This window comes from Mesorhizobium sp. AA22, from assembly GCF_001672375.2.
Classification (GTDB): domain Bacteria; phylum Pseudomonadota; class Alphaproteobacteria; order Rhizobiales; family Rhizobiaceae; genus Mesorhizobium; species Mesorhizobium wenxiniae.
In genome coordinates this window covers 4,784,606-4,801,372 of the sequence record NZ_CP048406.1, presented here as the reverse complement: position 1 = coordinate 4,801,372, position 16,767 = coordinate 4,784,606, and the positions used below count along the sequence as shown (strand labels likewise).

At 62.1% G+C, this 16,767-nt stretch carries 18 protein-coding genes; 12 read left to right on the top strand and 6 right to left on the bottom strand.

All coding sequences use genetic code 11. The features are described 5' to 3' along the window. Positions 1–30 precede the first annotated feature (30 nt). The gene (locus A9K68_RS23180) at positions 31–399 is read right to left on the bottom strand and encodes a DUF5330 domain-containing protein (protein ID WP_065010478.1); all 369 of its coding nucleotides are present in this window, start codon (positions 397–399) and stop codon (positions 31–33) included. A gap of 534 nt (positions 400–933) precedes the next feature. Between A9K68_RS23180 and A9K68_RS23175 the strand changes: the two genes are divergently transcribed. The 4 genes from A9K68_RS23175 (at position 934) to A9K68_RS23160 (ending at position 4,519) form a co-directional block, all read left to right on the top strand. After that, positions 934–2,670 (top strand): PAS domain-containing sensor histidine kinase, encoded by a 1,737-nt coding sequence (locus tag A9K68_RS23175; protein WP_065010415.1) that lies wholly within the window; start codon positions 934–936, stop codon positions 2,668–2,670. After that, positions 2,645–3,412, top strand: a complete 768-nt coding sequence (locus A9K68_RS23170) for a peptidoglycan-binding protein (RefSeq protein ID WP_065010416.1) — start codon at positions 2,645–2,647, stop codon at positions 3,410–3,412. Before A9K68_RS23175 ends, A9K68_RS23170 begins: the two co-directional genes overlap by 26 nt. 190 nt (positions 3,413–3,602) lie before the next feature. Beyond that, entirely contained in the window at positions 3,603–3,809 is a 207-nt protein-coding gene (locus A9K68_RS31865) for a hypothetical protein (protein WP_065010417.1), read from the top strand. A 362-nt stretch (positions 3,810–4,171) separates the two neighbouring features. Then, positions 4,172–4,519, top strand: a complete 348-nt coding sequence (locus tag A9K68_RS23160) for a DUF1491 family protein (RefSeq protein ID WP_065010418.1) — start codon at positions 4,172–4,174, stop codon at positions 4,517–4,519. A gap of 47 nt (positions 4,520–4,566) precedes the next feature. On the opposite strand, the gene A9K68_RS23155 is transcribed toward A9K68_RS23160, so the two are convergent. From A9K68_RS23155 to A9K68_RS23135, 5 genes are all read right to left on the bottom strand, one after another. Continuing rightward, positions 4,567–5,586 carry a hypothetical protein gene (locus A9K68_RS23155; RefSeq protein ID WP_065010419.1) on the bottom strand — a complete coding sequence of 340 codons (1,020 nt, stop codon included), beginning with the start codon at positions 5,584–5,586 and terminating at the stop codon, positions 4,567–4,569. 530 nt (positions 5,587–6,116) lie between these two features. After that, positions 6,117–6,665 carry a DUF1254 domain-containing protein gene (locus A9K68_RS23150; RefSeq protein WP_065010421.1) on the bottom strand — a complete coding sequence of 183 codons (549 nt, stop codon included), beginning with the start codon at positions 6,663–6,665 and terminating at the stop codon, positions 6,117–6,119. Next, the gene (locus A9K68_RS23145; protein ID WP_065010422.1) at positions 6,658–7,242 is read right to left on the bottom strand and encodes a DUF1214 domain-containing protein; all 585 of its coding nucleotides are present in this window, start codon (positions 7,240–7,242) and stop codon (positions 6,658–6,660) included. The genes A9K68_RS23150 and A9K68_RS23145 overlap by 8 nt, the downstream gene beginning before the upstream one ends. Before the next feature lie 117 nt (positions 7,243–7,359). Continuing rightward, positions 7,360–9,519 (bottom strand): PBP1A family penicillin-binding protein, encoded by a 2,160-nt coding sequence (locus A9K68_RS23140; protein WP_065010423.1) that lies wholly within the window; start codon positions 9,517–9,519, stop codon positions 7,360–7,362. Between the two features lie 148 nt (positions 9,520–9,667). Beyond that, positions 9,668–10,306 (bottom strand): TetR/AcrR family transcriptional regulator, encoded by a 639-nt coding sequence (locus A9K68_RS23135; protein WP_065010424.1) that lies wholly within the window; start codon positions 10,304–10,306, stop codon positions 9,668–9,670. Between the two features lie 181 nt (positions 10,307–10,487). Here A9K68_RS23135 and A9K68_RS23130 point away from each other — a divergent pair, with 181 nt between their 5' ends. The 8 genes from A9K68_RS23130 to A9K68_RS23095 all read left to right on the top strand — a co-directional run bounded on the left by A9K68_RS23130 (position 10,488) and on the right by A9K68_RS23095 (position 16,675). Then, positions 10,488–12,041 carry a trimethylamine methyltransferase family protein gene (locus A9K68_RS23130; RefSeq protein ID WP_065010425.1) on the top strand — a complete coding sequence of 518 codons (1,554 nt, stop codon included), beginning with the start codon at positions 10,488–10,490 and terminating at the stop codon, positions 12,039–12,041. A 245-nt stretch (positions 12,042–12,286) separates the two neighbouring features. Continuing rightward, a complete protein-coding gene (locus tag A9K68_RS23125; protein WP_029354601.1) occupies positions 12,287–12,535 on the top strand; it encodes a hypothetical protein in 249 nt (82 codons plus the stop codon). Positions 12,536–12,548: 13 nt separating this feature from the next. After that, the gene (locus A9K68_RS23120; protein ID WP_065010426.1) at positions 12,549–12,815 is read left to right on the top strand and encodes a DUF1488 family protein; all 267 of its coding nucleotides are present in this window, start codon (positions 12,549–12,551) and stop codon (positions 12,813–12,815) included. 134 nt (positions 12,816–12,949) lie between these two features. Continuing rightward, complete coding sequence (locus tag A9K68_RS23115) at positions 12,950–13,360, top strand: DUF3168 domain-containing protein (RefSeq protein WP_065010427.1); 411 nt, start codon at positions 12,950–12,952, stop codon at positions 13,358–13,360. 175 nt (positions 13,361–13,535) lie between these two features. Continuing rightward, on the top strand, positions 13,536–13,835 hold the full coding sequence (locus A9K68_RS23110; protein ID WP_065010428.1) for a hypothetical protein: 300 nt from the start codon (positions 13,536–13,538) through the stop codon (positions 13,833–13,835). 121 nt (positions 13,836–13,956) lie between these two features. Next, the gene (locus A9K68_RS23105) at positions 13,957–14,622 is read left to right on the top strand and encodes a response regulator transcription factor (protein WP_065010429.1); all 666 of its coding nucleotides are present in this window, start codon (positions 13,957–13,959) and stop codon (positions 14,620–14,622) included. Continuing rightward, positions 14,606–16,057, top strand: a complete 1,452-nt coding sequence (locus A9K68_RS23100; protein ID WP_029354592.1) for an ATP-binding protein — start codon at positions 14,606–14,608, stop codon at positions 16,055–16,057. The genes A9K68_RS23105 and A9K68_RS23100 overlap by 17 nt, the downstream gene beginning before the upstream one ends. 177 nt (positions 16,058–16,234) lie before the next feature. Continuing rightward, positions 16,235–16,675: a hypothetical protein gene (locus A9K68_RS23095; protein ID WP_065010430.1), complete on the top strand. Its 441-nt coding sequence runs from the start codon at positions 16,235–16,237 to the stop codon at positions 16,673–16,675. Positions 16,676–16,767 lie beyond the last annotated feature (92 nt).

Genomic DNA, 16,767 nt, shown 5'->3' with positions numbered 1-16,767 from the left:
GGTGCAGTGACAGATGCGCTGGAAAATATCTCAGTTTTTCGCCGGCAACTCGACTTTCGCGGGCAAGTGGACTTTCGCCGGTAAGACGATGTCTTCCGGCACGCTGCCGGTCATTGTCGCCGTGTCGGGTTCGGCGGTCTTGTCGTCCAGCATGGCGGCCGCGATCTTGGCGGTCTCCTTGGCCCGGGCGGTGATCGTGTGCATTGCGGACTTGCCGGTCTCGCACACGTCGGGCTTGCGCTCGCATATGCCGGCAATATCGCCAACGGCTTCGCGTGCCGCAAACAACGCCTGGATCGGCCCGACGCTTTGGTGGCCTGTCTCGTCGGAGCCGACATTCAGCGGCAGCGCCAAAAGCACCAGCGAAAACCAGAAAGCCATTCTGATCAGAAAGCCCATCTGTATGCCCTCATTCTTGACCGGATCATGCATTCGGCGACATGACCTTTTTATGGGGTACGATAGTGGCATAGACGCTCAAAGGACGGCTTGCCCGGTCAGCGAAAATTTTCCTCGAATTTTAGGCAAACTCGAAACGAAGTATTTCGCGATGGATTTGTGTCAAATCCAGCCGATTTTCTTCACTTAAGGTTAACTATCCATCTGCCTGTTTTTCCTTAGTTATTTCCCTGAAGCGCGGCGTTCCGGTGGCGACTGTCAGAGGCGAAAGGGCGGTCCGCCCGGATAACGCTCCATTTACTATGGCCGCAATTGCCAAGGTTTTGCCGCGCCGGCCTCCCAATATTTCCCTCAGGCTGGGCATTGATCGGTCCCGCCTTATCCATTCCTTAAACGCTGGATGCGAGTTTCAGATCAATAAAAGCAACCTGCGAAGCAGGGCTGTTCACGACCAGGTGCGAGTGCGTTGAGTTGAGTTCGATAAGGGCCAGATACGTTGAGTTGCCCGGCGCGATGGCAGCCGGTTGCGAACGTATGGTTCATCCGTCGATCCTCGGAAAGAACGACCGCCGGTGCCAGGGGCGGTTTATCGGTGTCATGCTGGCCGCTCCGTTCTTTGCCGCAGGTGCAGCAGTCACGCTGGTTACCTCGGGCATGGGCGTGGCCGTGACCATGGCTGCGATCTTTGCGACATTCGGCCTCTGCTGGTTTGCTGCCTTGCTGGTGGCAGCATCGGGCAAGATGGCGTTCGCCGGCCAGGTCGCCCTGGTGATGGGCAGTTTTGCTCTTGCCGGTGTCATTGCCGCGGCCGGCGGGATGGCCTCGCCGGCCGCCATGCTTGTCGTGGCGCTGCCGTTCGAAGCCTGGTGGATCGGCGCGTCTCGTCGCGCTGCACTCTGGGGTGCCGCATCCGCATTTGTCGCTATCCTGCTGCAGGCTTTTGCCGGTTCTGTTTTCCCGTTCGGCCCGGCGGAAATCGCTGCTTGGCACTGGCTGCTGCCGCTGGCTTGGGCGCTCTCCCTCGTTCCCCGCGTCGCAGCACTTGGCAGCCCGGCCGGCGCGCAGTTAGATCCGGCGACCGATGACCGGCTCGAGAACATCATCGACGCCGTTGTCCTGCGGGCCGGCAGGCATGGCGAGGTACTGGATGCGTCGGCAAAGGCACGCACGATCCTGAAGCTGCCGCCGGAACTGCTGTTCGGTACCGGCCTGTTCGACCGTATCCATCTGTCCGATCGCGTCGCATACCTCAGCGCGCTGGCCGACATGCGCGACGGCGCGTCGGCCCGCCGGCTCGATCTTCGCGTCCGGCTGCCGCAAAACGGCCATGGCCCGACGGCGGACAACTACCGGCCGTTTTCCCTTGAGCTGATGCGGGCGGAGCATGAGGATGTCTTCACGCTCGTCCTGCGCGAAAACGACGAACTCGCCGGCTTGCGCGAAGAGCTTGCCGCTGCGAAAGAGGCGGCCGCGTCTGCCGAAGTGGCGAAGGGACGGTTTCTGGCGGTCGTCAGCCACGAGCTTCGCACGCCGTTGAACGCCATCATCGGTTTTTCCGACATGCTGCTGCATGAGATGTTCGGCACCTTCAAGGATCCGCGCCAGAAGGAATATGTCGGTCTGGTCAAGGAGTCCGGCCAGCATTTGCTTGCCGTCGTCACCTCGATACTCGACGTGTCGAGGATCGAAGCCGGCGCCTACGCAACCGAGCCGGAACCGTTCCGTTTCGTGGAAGCCGTCGAAATGTGCCAGTCGATGATGCGGCTGCAGGCCGAGGCAAAGAACATCGATCTGCAGGCTCAGATCGCACCGGATGCAGGCGAGATAAACGCTGATCGTCGTGCCGTGCAGCAGATACTCATCAACCTAGTCTCCAATGCCATCAAGTTCACGCCCGATGGCGGCGATGTCGTCGTCGGCGCCAAGCGGATCGGCTCGCGACTGCATTTCTGGGTCAGGGACACCGGTATCGGCATCGCCGAGGAAGACTTTGCCAATCTCGGCAAGCCGTTCATGCAGATCCAGAACGACTATACGCGCCGCTTCGAGGGAACCGGGCTCGGCCTGTCGCTGGTGAAGGGCCTTGTGGCGCTGCACGAGGGCACGATGTCGATCGAAAGCATGCCGGGCGAGGGCACCACGGTCACGATCAGCTTGCCGGTGAACGGACCGAAGGGACGTACGACCGACAAGCCCGGCGTGCTGCCGATGCCTGCAGCCAAGGCGGAGACGAAGGGGGACAGGCATGGCTCGCTCCGCAAAACAGCCTAAGGCGGTCAGGCGCCGTGGCAATGCCTTCCAAGGTAGCGCGGCCGCCGTCGGCAGCCTGATCTCGCGCAATCCGGTTCTGGTCGGCGGTTCGACCGCCTTCCTGGTGACGCTGTTCTACGTCTCGGCGAATGCCCTGTGGTATCAGCCTTTTCCTCATGCCGGCGCGTTTTTCGCGACCAGGAGCAACGAGGGCTTTCCTCGAGCCGGCGCCGACGAACCCGAAACCACCATCAACATCGTGCGGCCGGGCTCGGCTCCGATCAAGAGCGATCCGGTCGTCGAGCAGATCCAGGGCATATTGAAGGATCTGGACTTCTATTCCGGCACCGTCGACGGCATTTCCGGCCCCAACACGCGTAAGGCCATACAAGCCTATCAGCAGAAAGTCGGGCTTAGCGCTTCCGGCGAGATCGACAGCGTTCTGCTCGATCAGCTGGGCGCCACGCCAACCGCCTCGACGGTCGTGCCGCATCCGGCACCTCGTCCGGACGACATGGCCGCAATTCCCGTCTCCGCTTCGGCGCCGGCAGATGCGTCGGTGCAGGCACCCGATGCCCGCATCATCAAAATCCAGGCCGGGCTGAAGGCATTCGGCAATGACGACATGCAGCTCGATGGCGTGGTCGGGGCCCGCACCAAGGCAGCGATCAAGGAGTTCCAGTCGCTGTTCGGGCTGCCGGAGACCGGAGAGCCCGACGAGGTCGTCTACGTCAAGATGCGCGAGATCGGCCTCACCAACTGACCGGCCAAGTTCCGATCGGGTATCAATGCGTTCGGGCTTCTGAACCATCATGTGGGCGACGTTATAGGAGCAGGCGATCTCGGTGTTGGCTCGCCAGGCGCCGTTGCGCTCCAGCGCCTCGGTTCGCTGAACCAGCGTGAGCCGTGGCCGCCGTTCGTCATATTCTCAAGGAACGACTGTGAGAGACTGGATGAGCAAAAAATTGTTTAAAGAACAATATGATCTTGGAAAAAAGCTCGAAAAGGCGATGAAGGAGAACGCAAAGACGGATCATAGCGGAGAGCAAAAGTGTCAGCAAGAAGCCCTGAAGGAGAATACGTCGAGGCTGCCATACTTCATCGCCAGCTTCTCGAAGATGGGAATGTGCGGGGATCAAACGCGGCCTTTGACCATCTAATCCGAGCGATAAAGAAGATTAGAAATAGGGCCGATCGCGGTCGATCGTTTTTATTAGGGCTCCAAACGCACAGTGACGAAAATGTCAGGCTCTGGAGCGCGGCCCACCTCTTGCCACTTGAGGAAAAAATAGCACTCGCGGAGTTGAAGAGGCTCGCAACGAGCGCCAAAGCGTGGCCTGTACAGTCAAGTGCCGAGGTGACCGCCGCAGAATGGCGAAAAGGCACATTGGATATTGATTGGTTTATGAGGGAGTAAGCAACCTCACAAGCGCCTTTTGTGTCAGTGGGCCTTGTTGGGGAAACGCTCGCGCTCTGACAAAAAAACTCGTTAATACCGCTCGAATAACATCCGGAGTTTGCCATGCGCGTAACCACCGATCTGTGGGTATCGGCCCTGTTGCGCCGGGTTTTCGGTGCTGGCGGCTTTGCCGCCGTGGTCAAGCGCGGCGCAACTGAGGCCGGCGCCGTCTTCGTGCTGGCGCGTGGCCGCCTGGGCGAGATTGCTTTGTTTGGCCCGGCGCCGCAGACGAGCTACGATTCAGGCAAACCCGACGACCGTTTCTTCAGTCTGCTCGGCGCCGGCGACGATGCCGCCGTCTTTGACGCGCGACTGGAAAGGGAGAAGAAATTCGATCCCGACATCTGGGTGGTCGAGATCGAGGCCGGCGCTGTTCCCGTCGAGGAACTTATTTCCGTCAAGTCGCTCTAAACGATTATGGATCAAAACAAAGGCTTAAAGCGTTCGCTTGAATCTCTTCAGACGTGACGCGCCTTAGGCCTGGCGGCAGCATTATCGCTGTCCGCTTTGCGGATGTCGGCGTTCGCCGCGATGGGTCCGGCATTGCGAATGGCCTTCGACAGTGTCTCGGCCTTCCAGCCGCGTAGCCTGTCCAGCGCCGCGTCGCGATGCAGCAGTCGGTAGCGGTCGAGAAAGATGCGGATGGCCTGCGGATGCGGAAACTCTGTAGGATAGACGGCGGCGGTGATCAGGAACGCTCTCTCTTCGCCGAAATCAAGCGCGCGCAGGACGGCCAGCAGCGACGTGTAGTTCTGGTTTGCGGTGAGCGCCCGCGCCGTTGAAAAATCGATTTCGAGCGCGTCGGCCAGTGCTGTCTGGAAGAATGCGGCGTTTCCGGTCAGCGCCGTCTCGCGCAGTTTGACATAGGTTTCAGCGCCGGCGAACGGATTGACGGTCGCGCCGCCGCTCTCAGCATCGGCGCGCATCAACGACCGCAGCCGGCGCCGTGCATTCTCGGCGGCGGCGCCGGGCACCTGCTGGCTGTCGGGGCTGGGCGCGACGATCTCGGCGCGTTCAGGCGCCGTCCCGGCGATTGCCTCCGGCTGCCGCACGCTCACCAGCGTCGGCTTTTCAAGCGCCCTGATCAGCTGGGCGATGGTCGGGTTCAGATCCTTGCGGCGCGCGATGGCGCGCGCATGCGGCAGGCCGTGCCGTCCGATCAGCGCGATCAGGTCGATATCGCTGAGCGCGCACGAGCGGATGAGCAATGGCGCGGCAACGTCGACCGGCTCCTCGCAAAGCCGCCGGACCAGCGCAGCGGGCGCATATTCGCATTCGGAAAGGGCGGCGGCGACGTAGCGGCGCGATTCGACCGACACGTTGGCGAAAAGCGGAAGTGTCAAATCTTCAAGTTGCGCGATCTCCCGGCGCGAAGGGCGGGTGAGCGAACAGAACGCCGACACCGCTGCGCGGAACAGCCTTTCGGCCTTTCCCGATTCAGCCCGTATAGCGATTTGCCTGAAATCCGAAGCTGACACGAAGGATACGCCCGATACTCGACACAATCTGGACCATGCTCGACCGGGACTTTGTCGGTTTCGCATTTGCCTCGGGTCAGGAATTCCTAACCTCAGAACAAACATCAAATTAGCGGCGATCCGTTAGCGTTCCGTTAACCTACTGGCTCCTTAATCAGATTGGAGGCGTTGCGTTGTGCTCCGGGGCAACCGAGAGGAATGCACGAACCATGGGCATGGTACTGTCTTTCGTGCCGCGAACGGCGGCAACCAATCGAGCAGAACGAAACACCGGAACGCCGGCAGCGGTGATCATTTTCCCCGGCGTCCGCTACGAGCCACGGACGGTCGAAAAGCGGCCAGGCGCCGGTCCGGACAAGCCGGGCTCGTCAAGGACGATGCCGGGCTCGTCGGGGACGATGCCGGGATCGTCGGGGACGATGCCTGTTCCGCATCATTAGGCGCCGCGCGCGCTGTTCGGCGCGTACAGGAGGCTCTAACTTTGAATCGCTGCAGGCTGGAAAACCGGCCGCCGCGTACTTCGGTTGACGTCAGTAGCCCTGCAGCTCGCAGGAACTCTGCTCGAGAAACCGCGACACGATCGGCTTCCAGCTGTCGTCGGGCACGAACGAGCGGATGACGAACATGCCTTCGTCGATGGGCGCCTCGACGAAGATTGCTCCTTGCAATTCCTCCGGGAGATCCTTGCGGATCTCGATCATCTGGGCCGGCGTCAGTACGATACTGTCCAGCACCCTTCCGGTCGCACTATGGTCGTTGAAGGAATAGATGTTATGCCCGCTGCGGTCATAGACCGATACGGACCAGAATGGGACGTTTCCCGGTGCCTTCACCCGAACCATCCCGTCGGACAGATCGAAGCGGCAGGCCGCGGCATAAAACAGCGGATCGACGGATTTCACCACTGGCGTACCGCCGGCCTCAGCGTCCAGCCTGGTCATCCGATAAAGGTCGGAGGCCATGGCCAGCCGCGACCAGGCATTGCGTTCGGAAAACTCCGAGACGAGCAGCAGCACGATGATGTGTACGATGCCGGCGCCAAGCAGGCCGAGCAAGATCGCGTGCAGCAGCCTACGCATTGCAGCCGACCTTCACGATCCGCGGCAGCGTGACATCCGAAAGGCCCGTGCTGCTGGCGATCGGCGTGTCGTAGAATGTCAGCACGAGATACATCCGGCCGAAGCCGTCGGAAAGCAGCCAGTTGCCGGGCGCGGGGCGGTTGCTGACGGAAATAAGCACGGAATTGTCGGGCTGGCGCAGCACCTGGTAGGACTGAAGTGCTGCAAGCCTTGGCTTGCCGGTCTCGACCACGCCGAGCGACCGATCGGCGGCATAGAGGGTCCAGAATCGGGCTGTGGGAAATCCGCCTTCGATTTCATAGGCGCATTGGCGTTTCAATTGTTCGCCATCGGAATCGCGTTCGGCGATAAACGACAGGCCTTCTGCCTGCCCGAGTGCAAGGACACCCTCGCGCGCCACGCGGGCTTTCGAATAGGGATCCGCCGCCTGCGTGCCGATATCGGGAAACGCCGTCCATTGGCCGATCCTGATCGCGCCAATGCCATCCTGCGTCTTGAGCGCGTACCAGACGCTGCCGCCGCCGCCGCCGATGGCTATGGCAAGCGCGAGGAGCGTCAGGAATGCGTTCTTGAGCATGAAGAGCCGCGGGAAAGAGGGAGTGCCGCTCGGGGATATCGCGGGGCAGGGGGCGATGGCAAGCGGACCTCTGTGGAATTGCCGGCGCGAGGATGGGCCTTGCCCGTCGTGCCGGCTTCAAAGCGCCGACAGGGTCTCCGGCGTCGCAGGCGCCTGGAGGACGGGCGCCGACTGAAACAATCTTGTGATGTCCCTGAGGGCCCGCGTGGTTTGGCTGGACAGCACCGGCGGGCGTTCGGCGGCGGCGTCGGCCGCTGCCTGCTCGGTATTCTTCTTTTCCGCTTCCTCGGCCTTGGCAGCGATCTCCTCGTCAACGAAAGGATGATCGAGGCCGGGGATCGGCTTGAGATCGATATTCTGGTGCGCATAGACCATCAGCCGCTGCCAAACCATCGCCGGCAGCGAGCCGCCGGTCATGTTGTTGGTCGGGGTGAAGTCGTCATTGCCGAGCCACACGGCAGCCGTGTAGTTGCCTGTGAATCCGACATACCAGGCGTCGCGGTAAGACTGCGTAGTGCCGGTCTTGCCGGCCGAAACGATATCGGGAAGGGCAGCGCGCCGCGCCGTGCCCATCACCGGCACCGCCGCCAGCATGGTGTTCATAGATTTCAGCGCCTGTTCCGAGAGCACACGGCGCGGCGGCGGCGCATCCTTGGCGAAATCGTAAACCACCTCGCCGGTACGGGTGACGAGCTGGGTGATGCCATGCCGGGAGCCGACAAAGCCATTCTGGGCGAACACGCTATAGCCTGTCGCCTGGTCCATCACGGTCATGCCCGATGTGCCGAGCACCATCGTCTTGTGCGATTCGAGCGGCGATTCGACGCCCATGGCTTCCGCCATCGCCTTGATCGGCCCGATGCCGAGATGATTCTTGGCCAGCCGCACCGGCACGGTGTTGACCGATTTGGCCATCGCCGTGATCAGCGTGACCTTGCCGGCCGATCCGCCATTGTAATTGTGAGGCGACCAGGCACCCCAGGAGATCGGCGCGCCGGAAACGACGGAATCCGGCGTGAAGCCGTGCTCCATCGCCGTTGCGTATACGTAGGGTTTAAACGATGAGCCGCTCTGGCGCAGCGCCTTGGTGGCGCGGTTGAACTGGCTGGCACCGTAGTCGCGGCCGCCGACGATCGCCCTAACTGCGCCATTGGTTTCGATGACGACCATGGCGCCTTCGGTGACGTTGTATTCCTTGCCGAACTGGCGGAGATGGAACTCCATCGATTCTTCCGCAGCCTTCTGGATGTTGGCGTCGAAAGTGGTGTGGGCGACCAGAGAATGCTGGCCGGACTTCGCGGCGATCTTCTTGACCTCTTCGAATGCCCAGTCGAGGTAGTAATCCGGGCTCTTCTGCTCGCCGCGGTCGACGATTTCAGCCGGATGCAGCCGCGCCTGCAGCACCTGACCCTCGCTCATGAAGCCGCCTTCGACGAGATTCGACAGCACCACATTGGCCCGCGCCCTGGCAGCAGGCAGGTTGATGTGCGGCGCGTATTTGGTCGGTGCCTTGAACAGGCCGGCCAGCATCGCCGCTTCGGCGAGGTTCACATCCTTGACGCTTTTGCCGAAATAGAAATCGGCGGCCGCTTCGATGCCGAACGTGCCGCCGCCCATATAGACGCGGTCGAGATAGAGCTGCAGGATCTCCTTCTTCGACAGATTGGCCTCGAGCCACAGCGCCAGGAAGGCTTCCTTGACCTTCCGCTCCAACGTCCGTTCATTGGTCAGGAACAGGTTCTTGGCCAGCTGCTGGGTGATGCTCGAGCCGCCCTGCACCACGGAATTCGCCCGCACATTCGCGAAGATCGCGCGCGAAAGGCCGAGCGCGTCGATGCCGTAGTGATCGAAGAAACGCCGATCCTCGGTGGCCAGCACCGCCTTGATGACCTGGTCGGGCATCTCGTCGACCGGAACCGAATCGCGCTGGATGATGCCGCGCTGGCCGATCTCGTTGCCGTAGCGGTCGAGGAAGGTGATGGCGAAATCGCCCTGGGCGCGCCAGTCGCCGGCGGTTTCCTGGAAGGCCGGCAAAGCGAGTGCCAGCATGACGACGATGCCCCCGGCGCCGAGCGTGAAGCCCTCGCTCAACAGTTCGATGATGCCGCGGCGCCAGCCGGAGACGCGGAAGCGCCGGAAGAAAATGGTGGCCGATTCCCAGAACCGGCGCGCCTTGAAGCCGGTCTCGTAGAGCGAGGAATCGAACCACGCATCCGCCGCCAGCAGTCTTGCGGCAATCGGACCCCTTCTCTTGCGTGATTTCAAAGGACTGGCCATTCCAGGATCCGGCTGCGGCTACGCCTCCACTGAGAAGCGGCACTCGTACCAGACTATTTGTCCATTTTGGCCTCGCTCACAAGGGTGAGGGGAGCTTTCGCGGTACAGTTTGTTGATACCAGGGTCGCGCATGCCACCTCGCATCCGCCTACCGCGCCGCGATAAAGCGCATGAAATGCGCCACGTCGGCATCGCTTGGCTCCTGGCCGGTGAAACTGCGCAGATAGGCGGCGAGATAACTGACCCTCGCCTCGACCGGTTCCTTGAGGTCTAGCACATAATAGCCGATCTGCATGTAGTAGAGCACACGGGCGCGGATGAAGGCATCCTCTTCGCCGTAGCCATGCCGGCGATACATGTCACGGATCGCGCCCAGTCGGTCATTGTCGGCCTGGTCGATGGCCCGGCGCACGTCGTCGGAGCGCCGCGCCCATTCCCGGATGGCGAAGTCGAGCCTGGGATCGAACAGGCGTTCGTCCCCCCAGCATTCGAACACGTTCATGACCCCCATGATGATACTTTCGGCCGGCCGCTGCGCGCGTTCGACGATCGCCCTGGTGTTGGTGTCCCGCCAATGGGCAAGCAACTGGTCCAGCAGATCCTGACGGCTCTGGAAGTACCAGTAGAAGCTTGAGCGCGAGACGCCGAGCTTCTGGCCGAGCGGCAGCACGCGCACGCTTTCGATGCCATCTGAAATCAACGTGTGGAGCGCAAGACTGATCCAGTCCCAGCGCGTCACCTTGATGTTGCCGGGCGCCGGCTCGTCCTGCGGAGCATTCATGATCATGGCCGCACAATAGGCAGGAGGGGGAGCTGCATACAACCATACTAGACACATATGTACAGTGCAAGTATCCTGCCCAACTCAACGAACTGGGCCGAGCGGCCGGCGCGCGTCATCGCGGCTTCTCCCTACGATCCCCAGGGCATGCAATACGGCAAGCATACGGCAATGAGGAGTATCCGCCATGATCGACGACGCCGCACGTGATCTCAGGCGCGAGCGCAGGCGCGGACGAACCGGCGACGCCGGCAGCGAGACCAGCCGCCGGCCGGACTATCGCTCGCTGAAGAACCCGTTCCTGCCGCAGCCGATCTTTTCGGTCGACCAGGTCGCCGCGATCCACGACACGGCGCTGCGCGTGCTCGAGGAACTCGGCGTCAAGGTGCTGCTGCCGGAGGCGCGCACCATTCTTGCCCGTGCCGGCGCGCTGGTTGACGAGGACAGCCAGATGGTGCGCATCGGTCGCGACATCGTCGCGGCGGCACTGGCTTCGGCGCCGAAATCGATCCGCGTCCATGCCGGCGACCGTGCCCGCGACCTGACGCTCGAGCTCGGCTCGATGACGTTTCTGGCGGGATCCGGGGCGCCGAACGTCACCGATCTAGAGCGCGGCCGGCGGCCGGGAACGCTTGCCGCTTTCGAGGATTTCATCCGCCTGGTGCAGCATTTCGACGTGCTGCACATGCTGGGACCCTGCATCGAGCCGCAGGACATCGACAACCGCTTCCGCCACTATGCAGTCAACCGCGCGCAGCTGACGCTGTCGGACAAGTTGCCGTTCGTCTTCGCGCGCGGCACGCCGCAGGTGGAGGACGGCTTCGAGATGCTACGGCTGGCGCGCGGCCTTTCCGAGGACGAATTCCGTTCGGGCGCTCATTGCTACACCGTCATCAACACCAATTCGCCTCGCCAGCTCGACATTCCGATGGCGCAAGGCATCATCGACTTTGCCAGGGCGGGGCAGGTGTTGATCATCACGCCCTTCTGCCTGGCCGGCGCGATGGCGCCGATCACTGTGGCCGGCGCGCTGACGCTGCAGCACGCCGAAGCGCTGGCCGGGCTGACGCTGGCCCAGATCGTGCGGCCGGGTACGCCGGTCGTCTATGGTTCCTTCTCCTCCAATGTCGACATGAAGTCGGGGGCGCCGGCGTTCGGCACGCCGGAGCACGTCAAGGCGACGCTCGGCGCCGGTCAGCTTGCTCGCTTCACCGGTCTTCCTTGGCGGTCCGGCGGCGGCAGCGCCGCCAACATATCGGACGCGCAGGCGGCCCACGAAACGCAGTTCGCCCTGTGGGGCTCGGTTCTTGCGGGTGCAACGGTCTGCATCCATGCCGCTGGCTGGCTCGAAGGCGGCTTGAGCGTCTCTTTCGAGAAGCTGATCACCGACGTCGAGGCGCTGCAGACGGTCGCCGAACTCTGCGCGGCGACGCCCGGCGACGAGGACGCGATCGGCTTTGAGGCTATCGCTGAAGTGCAGCCGGGTGGGCATTTCTTCTCGGCCGGGCACACAATGGCGCGCTACCGCACCGCATTCTACGAGCCGCTGGTCGCCGACTGGTCGAATTTCGGCAACTGGACGCAGGCCGGGTCAAGAACCGCCACGGAGCGCGCGACCGGCATCTGGAAACGGCTGCTCGCCGATTTTCGGCCGCCGGCTTCCGCCGCTGCTACATCAGGTGTTCTCGACGAATTCATCGCGCGGCGCACGGAAGAGGGTGGCGCAGCACCGGTGTCGTGATCTAATTCAGTAACTGCGTCGGGACGCGGTTGCTGCCAGCGCACGTGAGGTGCCACCGCTCACCTCTTTAGAGCCGATGGCTCAAAAATGTTCATGGGCTGGTTGAAACTGTCGAATAGTATTATTCCGCACTTTATTTTTACGAATCGATCAAAGATAGCTCGGAAATTGAATTTTCTGCTCAGACTCCTATTTTAGGAGGGAATTGCAATTTCATCACCTCGGTCAAAAGGGATATTTTATCGATGGCGGAATTCAATCAAAGTATCACGGAAAAGGCTGAAGCGCGCTTCATGGAGAAGCAGAAGAAAACTGCGGAGCGAAACCAGGCTACGGCCGAATATGTCTCCGAGGCCAAGGCCAGGACCATTAAGACCCAAAAGTTGCGGGCGCTGCGGCTGGCCAAGGAAGAGGCCGACCGCGCGGCGGAAGCCCTCAATCCCGTCGCTCCCAAGAAAAAGCGGGCCGCAGTCAAGAAGGCGGGGGCCGCTTGACGGCCGTCAAGCCATGACCCTGACATTTCCAAACCTAAGCCGAAGCTACGACGAGGCGAGCCGACGGATCCGCTTCGTCGGCTATGACGGCATGTCCCAGATTTCTTTCTTTATCGATGCAGCCGCCATCTCGGCGGCACCGCCAGGGACGGCGACAGCCGAAGCCGCATATCTCGCCGCTTTCGATTCGGCCGTCGGTCCCATACATGACGTCGCAAGGAGTGCTTATGCTCGTACCGGCAAGAGCATTTATGTGCTGACCGCAGCCGATTTTCGATAATTCCGACGGTCCGCGCGATCGGGGCCTTGGAAATCCCGTGATCTGGCGCCAGAACTTCAACGCGGCTACGCTGCAAGCAGAAATCGCTGACGGGGTGAAGGCCTGTTCAGCCGTGACGGGCGAGGGAGAAGACTATGACCGCGCCGGCCGCCGCGCTGCAGAAGGCCTTGTTCGAAGCGCTGAACGGTGACGGTTCCCTGTCAGCGGCATTGCGCGGCGCAAAACTATTCGACCATTCCCCGGAAAATGTCCCGTTTCCCTATGTGACGTTCGGTCGGACCAGCGTCTACGACTGGGCAACAGGCGCGGAGAACGATGCCGAGCAGCTTTTCACGCTGCATTTCTGGTCGAAGTCCGAGGCCAGGAAAGAGATGCTCGATGCGATGGACCTAGTCAGCACCCGCCTCCAGGATGCGGCGCTCGCGCTCGACGAACATCACCGCGCCAATCTCAGGCTCGAATTCACCGAGGCCCGTTACGACGAGGATCTTTCAGCCTGTCACGGGCTGCTGCGCTTTCGCGCCGTGACGGAAGAAAACGCCTGACGCGCTTTCAATATGGCTGCAACACAGTCTAGACTGGCACTTGGATGAGTTTGCCGGGTTAGGGCGGCGAATCATAGGGTCGGTTGTCTCGCGTTTCAGGGGGGTGAGATAGGCATGTGTTGCAGGCGTTCACTGTTCATTTCACGTTCAGCACCGATGCGTTAGGACGCTGATCATGAAAACGCTTCGCTCCCATTTCCGAACCGCGACACTGGCGCTCTGCGCTGCCGGTCTGCTTGCGTCGCAGGCGACGGCGCTGCCGGTCGTCGTGCCCGAGCAGAACCGGCCGATCGTCCTGGCTGCCTCCGACTGCTACGCGATCGGTCAGCAGGTTGCCGAGCAGAATGGCGGCACGCTGGCCAAGGCGTCGCAGTCGACGCGCGGTGGCCAGCCGGTCTGCGTCATCGTCGTGCTGGTCCCGGGCAAGGACGGGCAGCGTCCGCGCCGCACCGAGATCGTCGTTCCGCTGAACTGATCCCTGCCGTTTCCCAGGCGCTGGAATCGGCCTATAGATGACGCCCAGTTTCTCGACAGGGCAGCCTCTCAAATAGGGCAGCTCTTCAACAGGCCAGTTCTTCAACAGGTATGATCCCCGCATGCGCGTACTCGTTGTCGAAGATGACAAGGATCTCAACCGGCAGATATCGGACGCGCTGGTCGATGCCGGCTATGTCGTCGACCGGGCTTTCGACGGTGAGGAAGGGCATTTCCTCGGCGACACCGAACCCTATGATGCCGTCGTGCTCGACATTGGCTTGCCGCAGATGGACGGCATCAGTGTGGTCGAGCGCTGGCGGCGCGGCGGCCGCAAGATGCCGGTCCTGATTCTGACGGCGCGCGATCGCTGGAGCGACAAGGTATCCGGCATCGACGCCGGCGCCGACGATTATGTCACCAAGCCGTTCCACATCGAAGAGGTGCTGGCCAGGGTCCGAGCGCTGATCCGGCGCGCGGCCGGCCATGCGTCGTCCGAGTTGACCTGCGGGCCGTTGCGGCTCGACACCAAGGCCTCCAAGGCCGATGTCGACGGCGTGCCGCTGAAGCTGACGTCGCTCGAATTCCGCCTGCTTGCCTATTTGATGCACCATATGGGCGAGGTCGTGTCCCGGACCGAACTGGTCGAGCATCTTTACGATCAGGATTTCGACCGCGATTCCAATACAATCGAGGTCTTTGTCGGGCGGCTTCGCAAGAAGATGGGCATCGACATGATAGAAACCGTTCGCGGCATGGGCTATCGAATGCGTGAGCCGGAGGCGTAAGGCGGAACCGCTCAAACAGACTGCAAGAACGCCGCTTTCACTGCGGTTCTGGCCGCGTTCGCTGGCGTTCCGGGTGATTGCCTTTTCCACGGTCTGGGCGATACTCACCCTGATTGTCATCTTCACGCTGATCACGACCCTCTATCGCCAGGCGAGCGAGCGCGGTTTCGACAGCCTGCTGTCGGCGCATCTGTTCAATCTGATCGGCTCGGTCGGCGTGTCCGAAGGCGGGTCGCTGACCGGCGCTCCCGACCTTGGCGACCTCCGGTTCTCGGAGCCGAATTCCGGCTGGTACTGGTCGGTGGAGCCTGCGTCGGAAGGCGTACGCGGTGAGCTGCACTCCTCCTCGATGACCGAGGCGATCCTGTCGCCAAGCGTCGCCGAGGTTCCTTTCAATGCCAGCTTCCAGCGCAGCTATGCGACAGAAGGCATCGATGGCGAGGAACTGGAAGTTTTCGAGAGCGAATTCGTTCTCGACGCGAAAAATCGCGCAGCGCGCTTCCGTGTCATGGGCAACAAGACCGAGCTCGAGCAGGAAATAGGCGCCTTCCAGCGTCGCCTGCTGACCTATCTTTCCCTGTTCGGCGTCGGCATGATCGCCATCAACGCCATCGCGATCCTGTTGGGCCTGCAGCCATTGCGCCGGGTCAGGAACGCTCTCGCTATGGTGCGCGAAGGAACCGCGCAAAGGCTCGACGGTCGCTTCCCGGCCGAGATCGAGCCGCTCGCCAACGAGACCAACGCGCTGATCGAAAACAACAAGCGTATTGTCGAGCGCTCACGGACGCAGGTCGGCAACCTCGCCCATTCGCTGAAGACGCCGCTGGCGGTGCTGATCAATGAGGGGCGGGCGCTCGGCGGCGCCAAGGGCCAGCTCATAGCCGAGCAGGCCGCGTCGATGCAGAAGCAGGTTGACCATTATCTGCAGCGCGCCCGCGTTGCGGCACAACGCGACAGCGTCGTCTACCGCACGCCGGTGGCGCCGCTGGTCCAGCGCATGGTACGCGTGCTGCAAAAACTCAACCCGCAGACCGCTCTCTCGCTGTCGCTGCCCGCAGTCGATATCGTCTTTGCCGGCGAACGCGAGGATTTGGAAGAATTGCTTGGCAATCTGCTCGACAACGCCATGAAATGGGCAAAGAGCGCGGTCGCCGTGTCGGTGGCGCCGATCTCCGGCAAGAAGAGTGGCGTCGGCAAGGAGGGTGCTGTCGATCTGTTCGAGATCAGCATCGAAGATGACGGCCCGGGCATTCCCGAAGACAAGGCGCGCGAGGCGCTGAAGCGCGGACGGCGGCTCGACGAGACAAAGCCGGGGACCGGGCTTGGACTTGCCATTGTCGCCGACCTGGTCAACGAGTATGGAGGCGTTCTGGCTCTGGAACGGTCGAGCATGGGCGGGTTGAAGGCGGTGGTTCGATTGCGGAGCCTTCACTAGACTTATGCTTTTGCTGGGCTAGTCGACATTGATCGGCCGTGCGTGATATTGCGGCATGTCGACTGGTCCCGGAGCCGTCGGCCGCGGCCAAATTTCCGACAAACATCGTCACTATGGCCACGCTGACTTCCCCCGATGGCGCGGCCCAGCTCTAACTCAAGAAAACTGGTTGTTGGCATGAAGATTCGCGTCGCGCTCGTTTCCGCACTGCTGGCCGTTTCCGGCTGCACGACGCTGGGCAGGAGCGCTGGCTCCACGGTGGCGCCGCAGCCGGCCGCCACGCCGCAAAGTGACGGCAAGATCGCGACGACGATCATTTCCGCCATGGGAGGCGGCCTCGTCAGCGGATCGATCGGTGCCGGTTTGAGCGATCCCGAAAAGCGCAAGGCGCTGGAAGCGGAATACAGGGCGCTGGAGTACACCGCGAGTGGCCAGAAGGTGAGGTGGAAGAGCGATCGGTCGGCGCATTACGGTGAAGTCGTGCCCGCCCAGCCCTATCGTGTCGGCTCGCAGGACTGCCGGCAATACACCCATACAGTCTTTACCGGTGCCGCCGGCACCACCGCGCGCGGAACCGCTTGCCGCAACGCCGATGGCAGCTGGACGCCACTGACATAACAAACCGGCCGAATGCTCCGGTTGACATCAATCAAGGACATGCGACGCTCCTGCCGTCAAAGCGTCGCAGGACCCCTGTGTTGGCAGGGCAG

Bases quoted from the DNA above. Each gene is read 5' to 3' on its own strand.
- A9K68_RS23170 (WP_065010416.1), top strand. From the start codon at position 2,645: ATGGCTCGCTCCGCAAAACAGCCTAAGGCGGTCAGGCGCCGTGGCAAT.
- A9K68_RS23175 (WP_065010415.1), top strand. From the start codon at position 934: ATGGTTCATCCGTCGATCCTCGGAAAGAACGACCGCCGGTGCCAGGGG.
- A9K68_RS23140 (WP_065010423.1), bottom strand. From the start codon at position 9,519: ATGGCCAGTCCTTTGAAATCACGCAAGAGAAGGGGTCCGATTGCCGCA.
- A9K68_RS23150 (WP_065010421.1), bottom strand. From the start codon at position 6,665: ATGCGTAGGCTGCTGCACGCGATCTTGCTCGGCCTGCTTGGCGCCGGC.
- A9K68_RS23105 (WP_065010429.1), top strand. From the start codon at position 13,957: ATGCGCGTACTCGTTGTCGAAGATGACAAGGATCTCAACCGGCAGATA.
- A9K68_RS23180 (WP_065010478.1), bottom strand. From the start codon at position 399: ATGGGCTTTCTGATCAGAATGGCTTTCTGGTTTTCGCTGGTGCTTTTG.
- A9K68_RS23135 (WP_065010424.1), bottom strand. From the start codon at position 10,306: ATGATCATGAATGCTCCGCAGGACGAGCCGGCGCCCGGCAACATCAAG.
- A9K68_RS31865 (WP_065010417.1), top strand. From the start codon at position 3,603: ATGAGCAAAAAATTGTTTAAAGAACAATATGATCTTGGAAAAAAGCTC.
- A9K68_RS23130 (WP_065010425.1), top strand. From the start codon at position 10,488: ATGATCGACGACGCCGCACGTGATCTCAGGCGCGAGCGCAGGCGCGGA.
- A9K68_RS23095 (WP_065010430.1), top strand. From the start codon at position 16,235: ATGAAGATTCGCGTCGCGCTCGTTTCCGCACTGCTGGCCGTTTCCGGC.
- A9K68_RS23125 (WP_029354601.1), top strand. From the start codon at position 12,287: ATGGCGGAATTCAATCAAAGTATCACGGAAAAGGCTGAAGCGCGCTTC.
- A9K68_RS23160 (WP_065010418.1), top strand. From the start codon at position 4,172: ATGCGCGTAACCACCGATCTGTGGGTATCGGCCCTGTTGCGCCGGGTT.
- A9K68_RS23115 (WP_065010427.1), top strand. From the start codon at position 12,950: ATGACCGCGCCGGCCGCCGCGCTGCAGAAGGCCTTGTTCGAAGCGCTG.
- A9K68_RS23145 (WP_065010422.1), bottom strand. From the start codon at position 7,242: ATGCTCAAGAACGCATTCCTGACGCTCCTCGCGCTTGCCATAGCCATC.
- A9K68_RS23120 (WP_065010426.1), top strand. From the start codon at position 12,549: ATGACCCTGACATTTCCAAACCTAAGCCGAAGCTACGACGAGGCGAGC.
- A9K68_RS23110 (WP_065010428.1), top strand. From the start codon at position 13,536: ATGAAAACGCTTCGCTCCCATTTCCGAACCGCGACACTGGCGCTCTGC.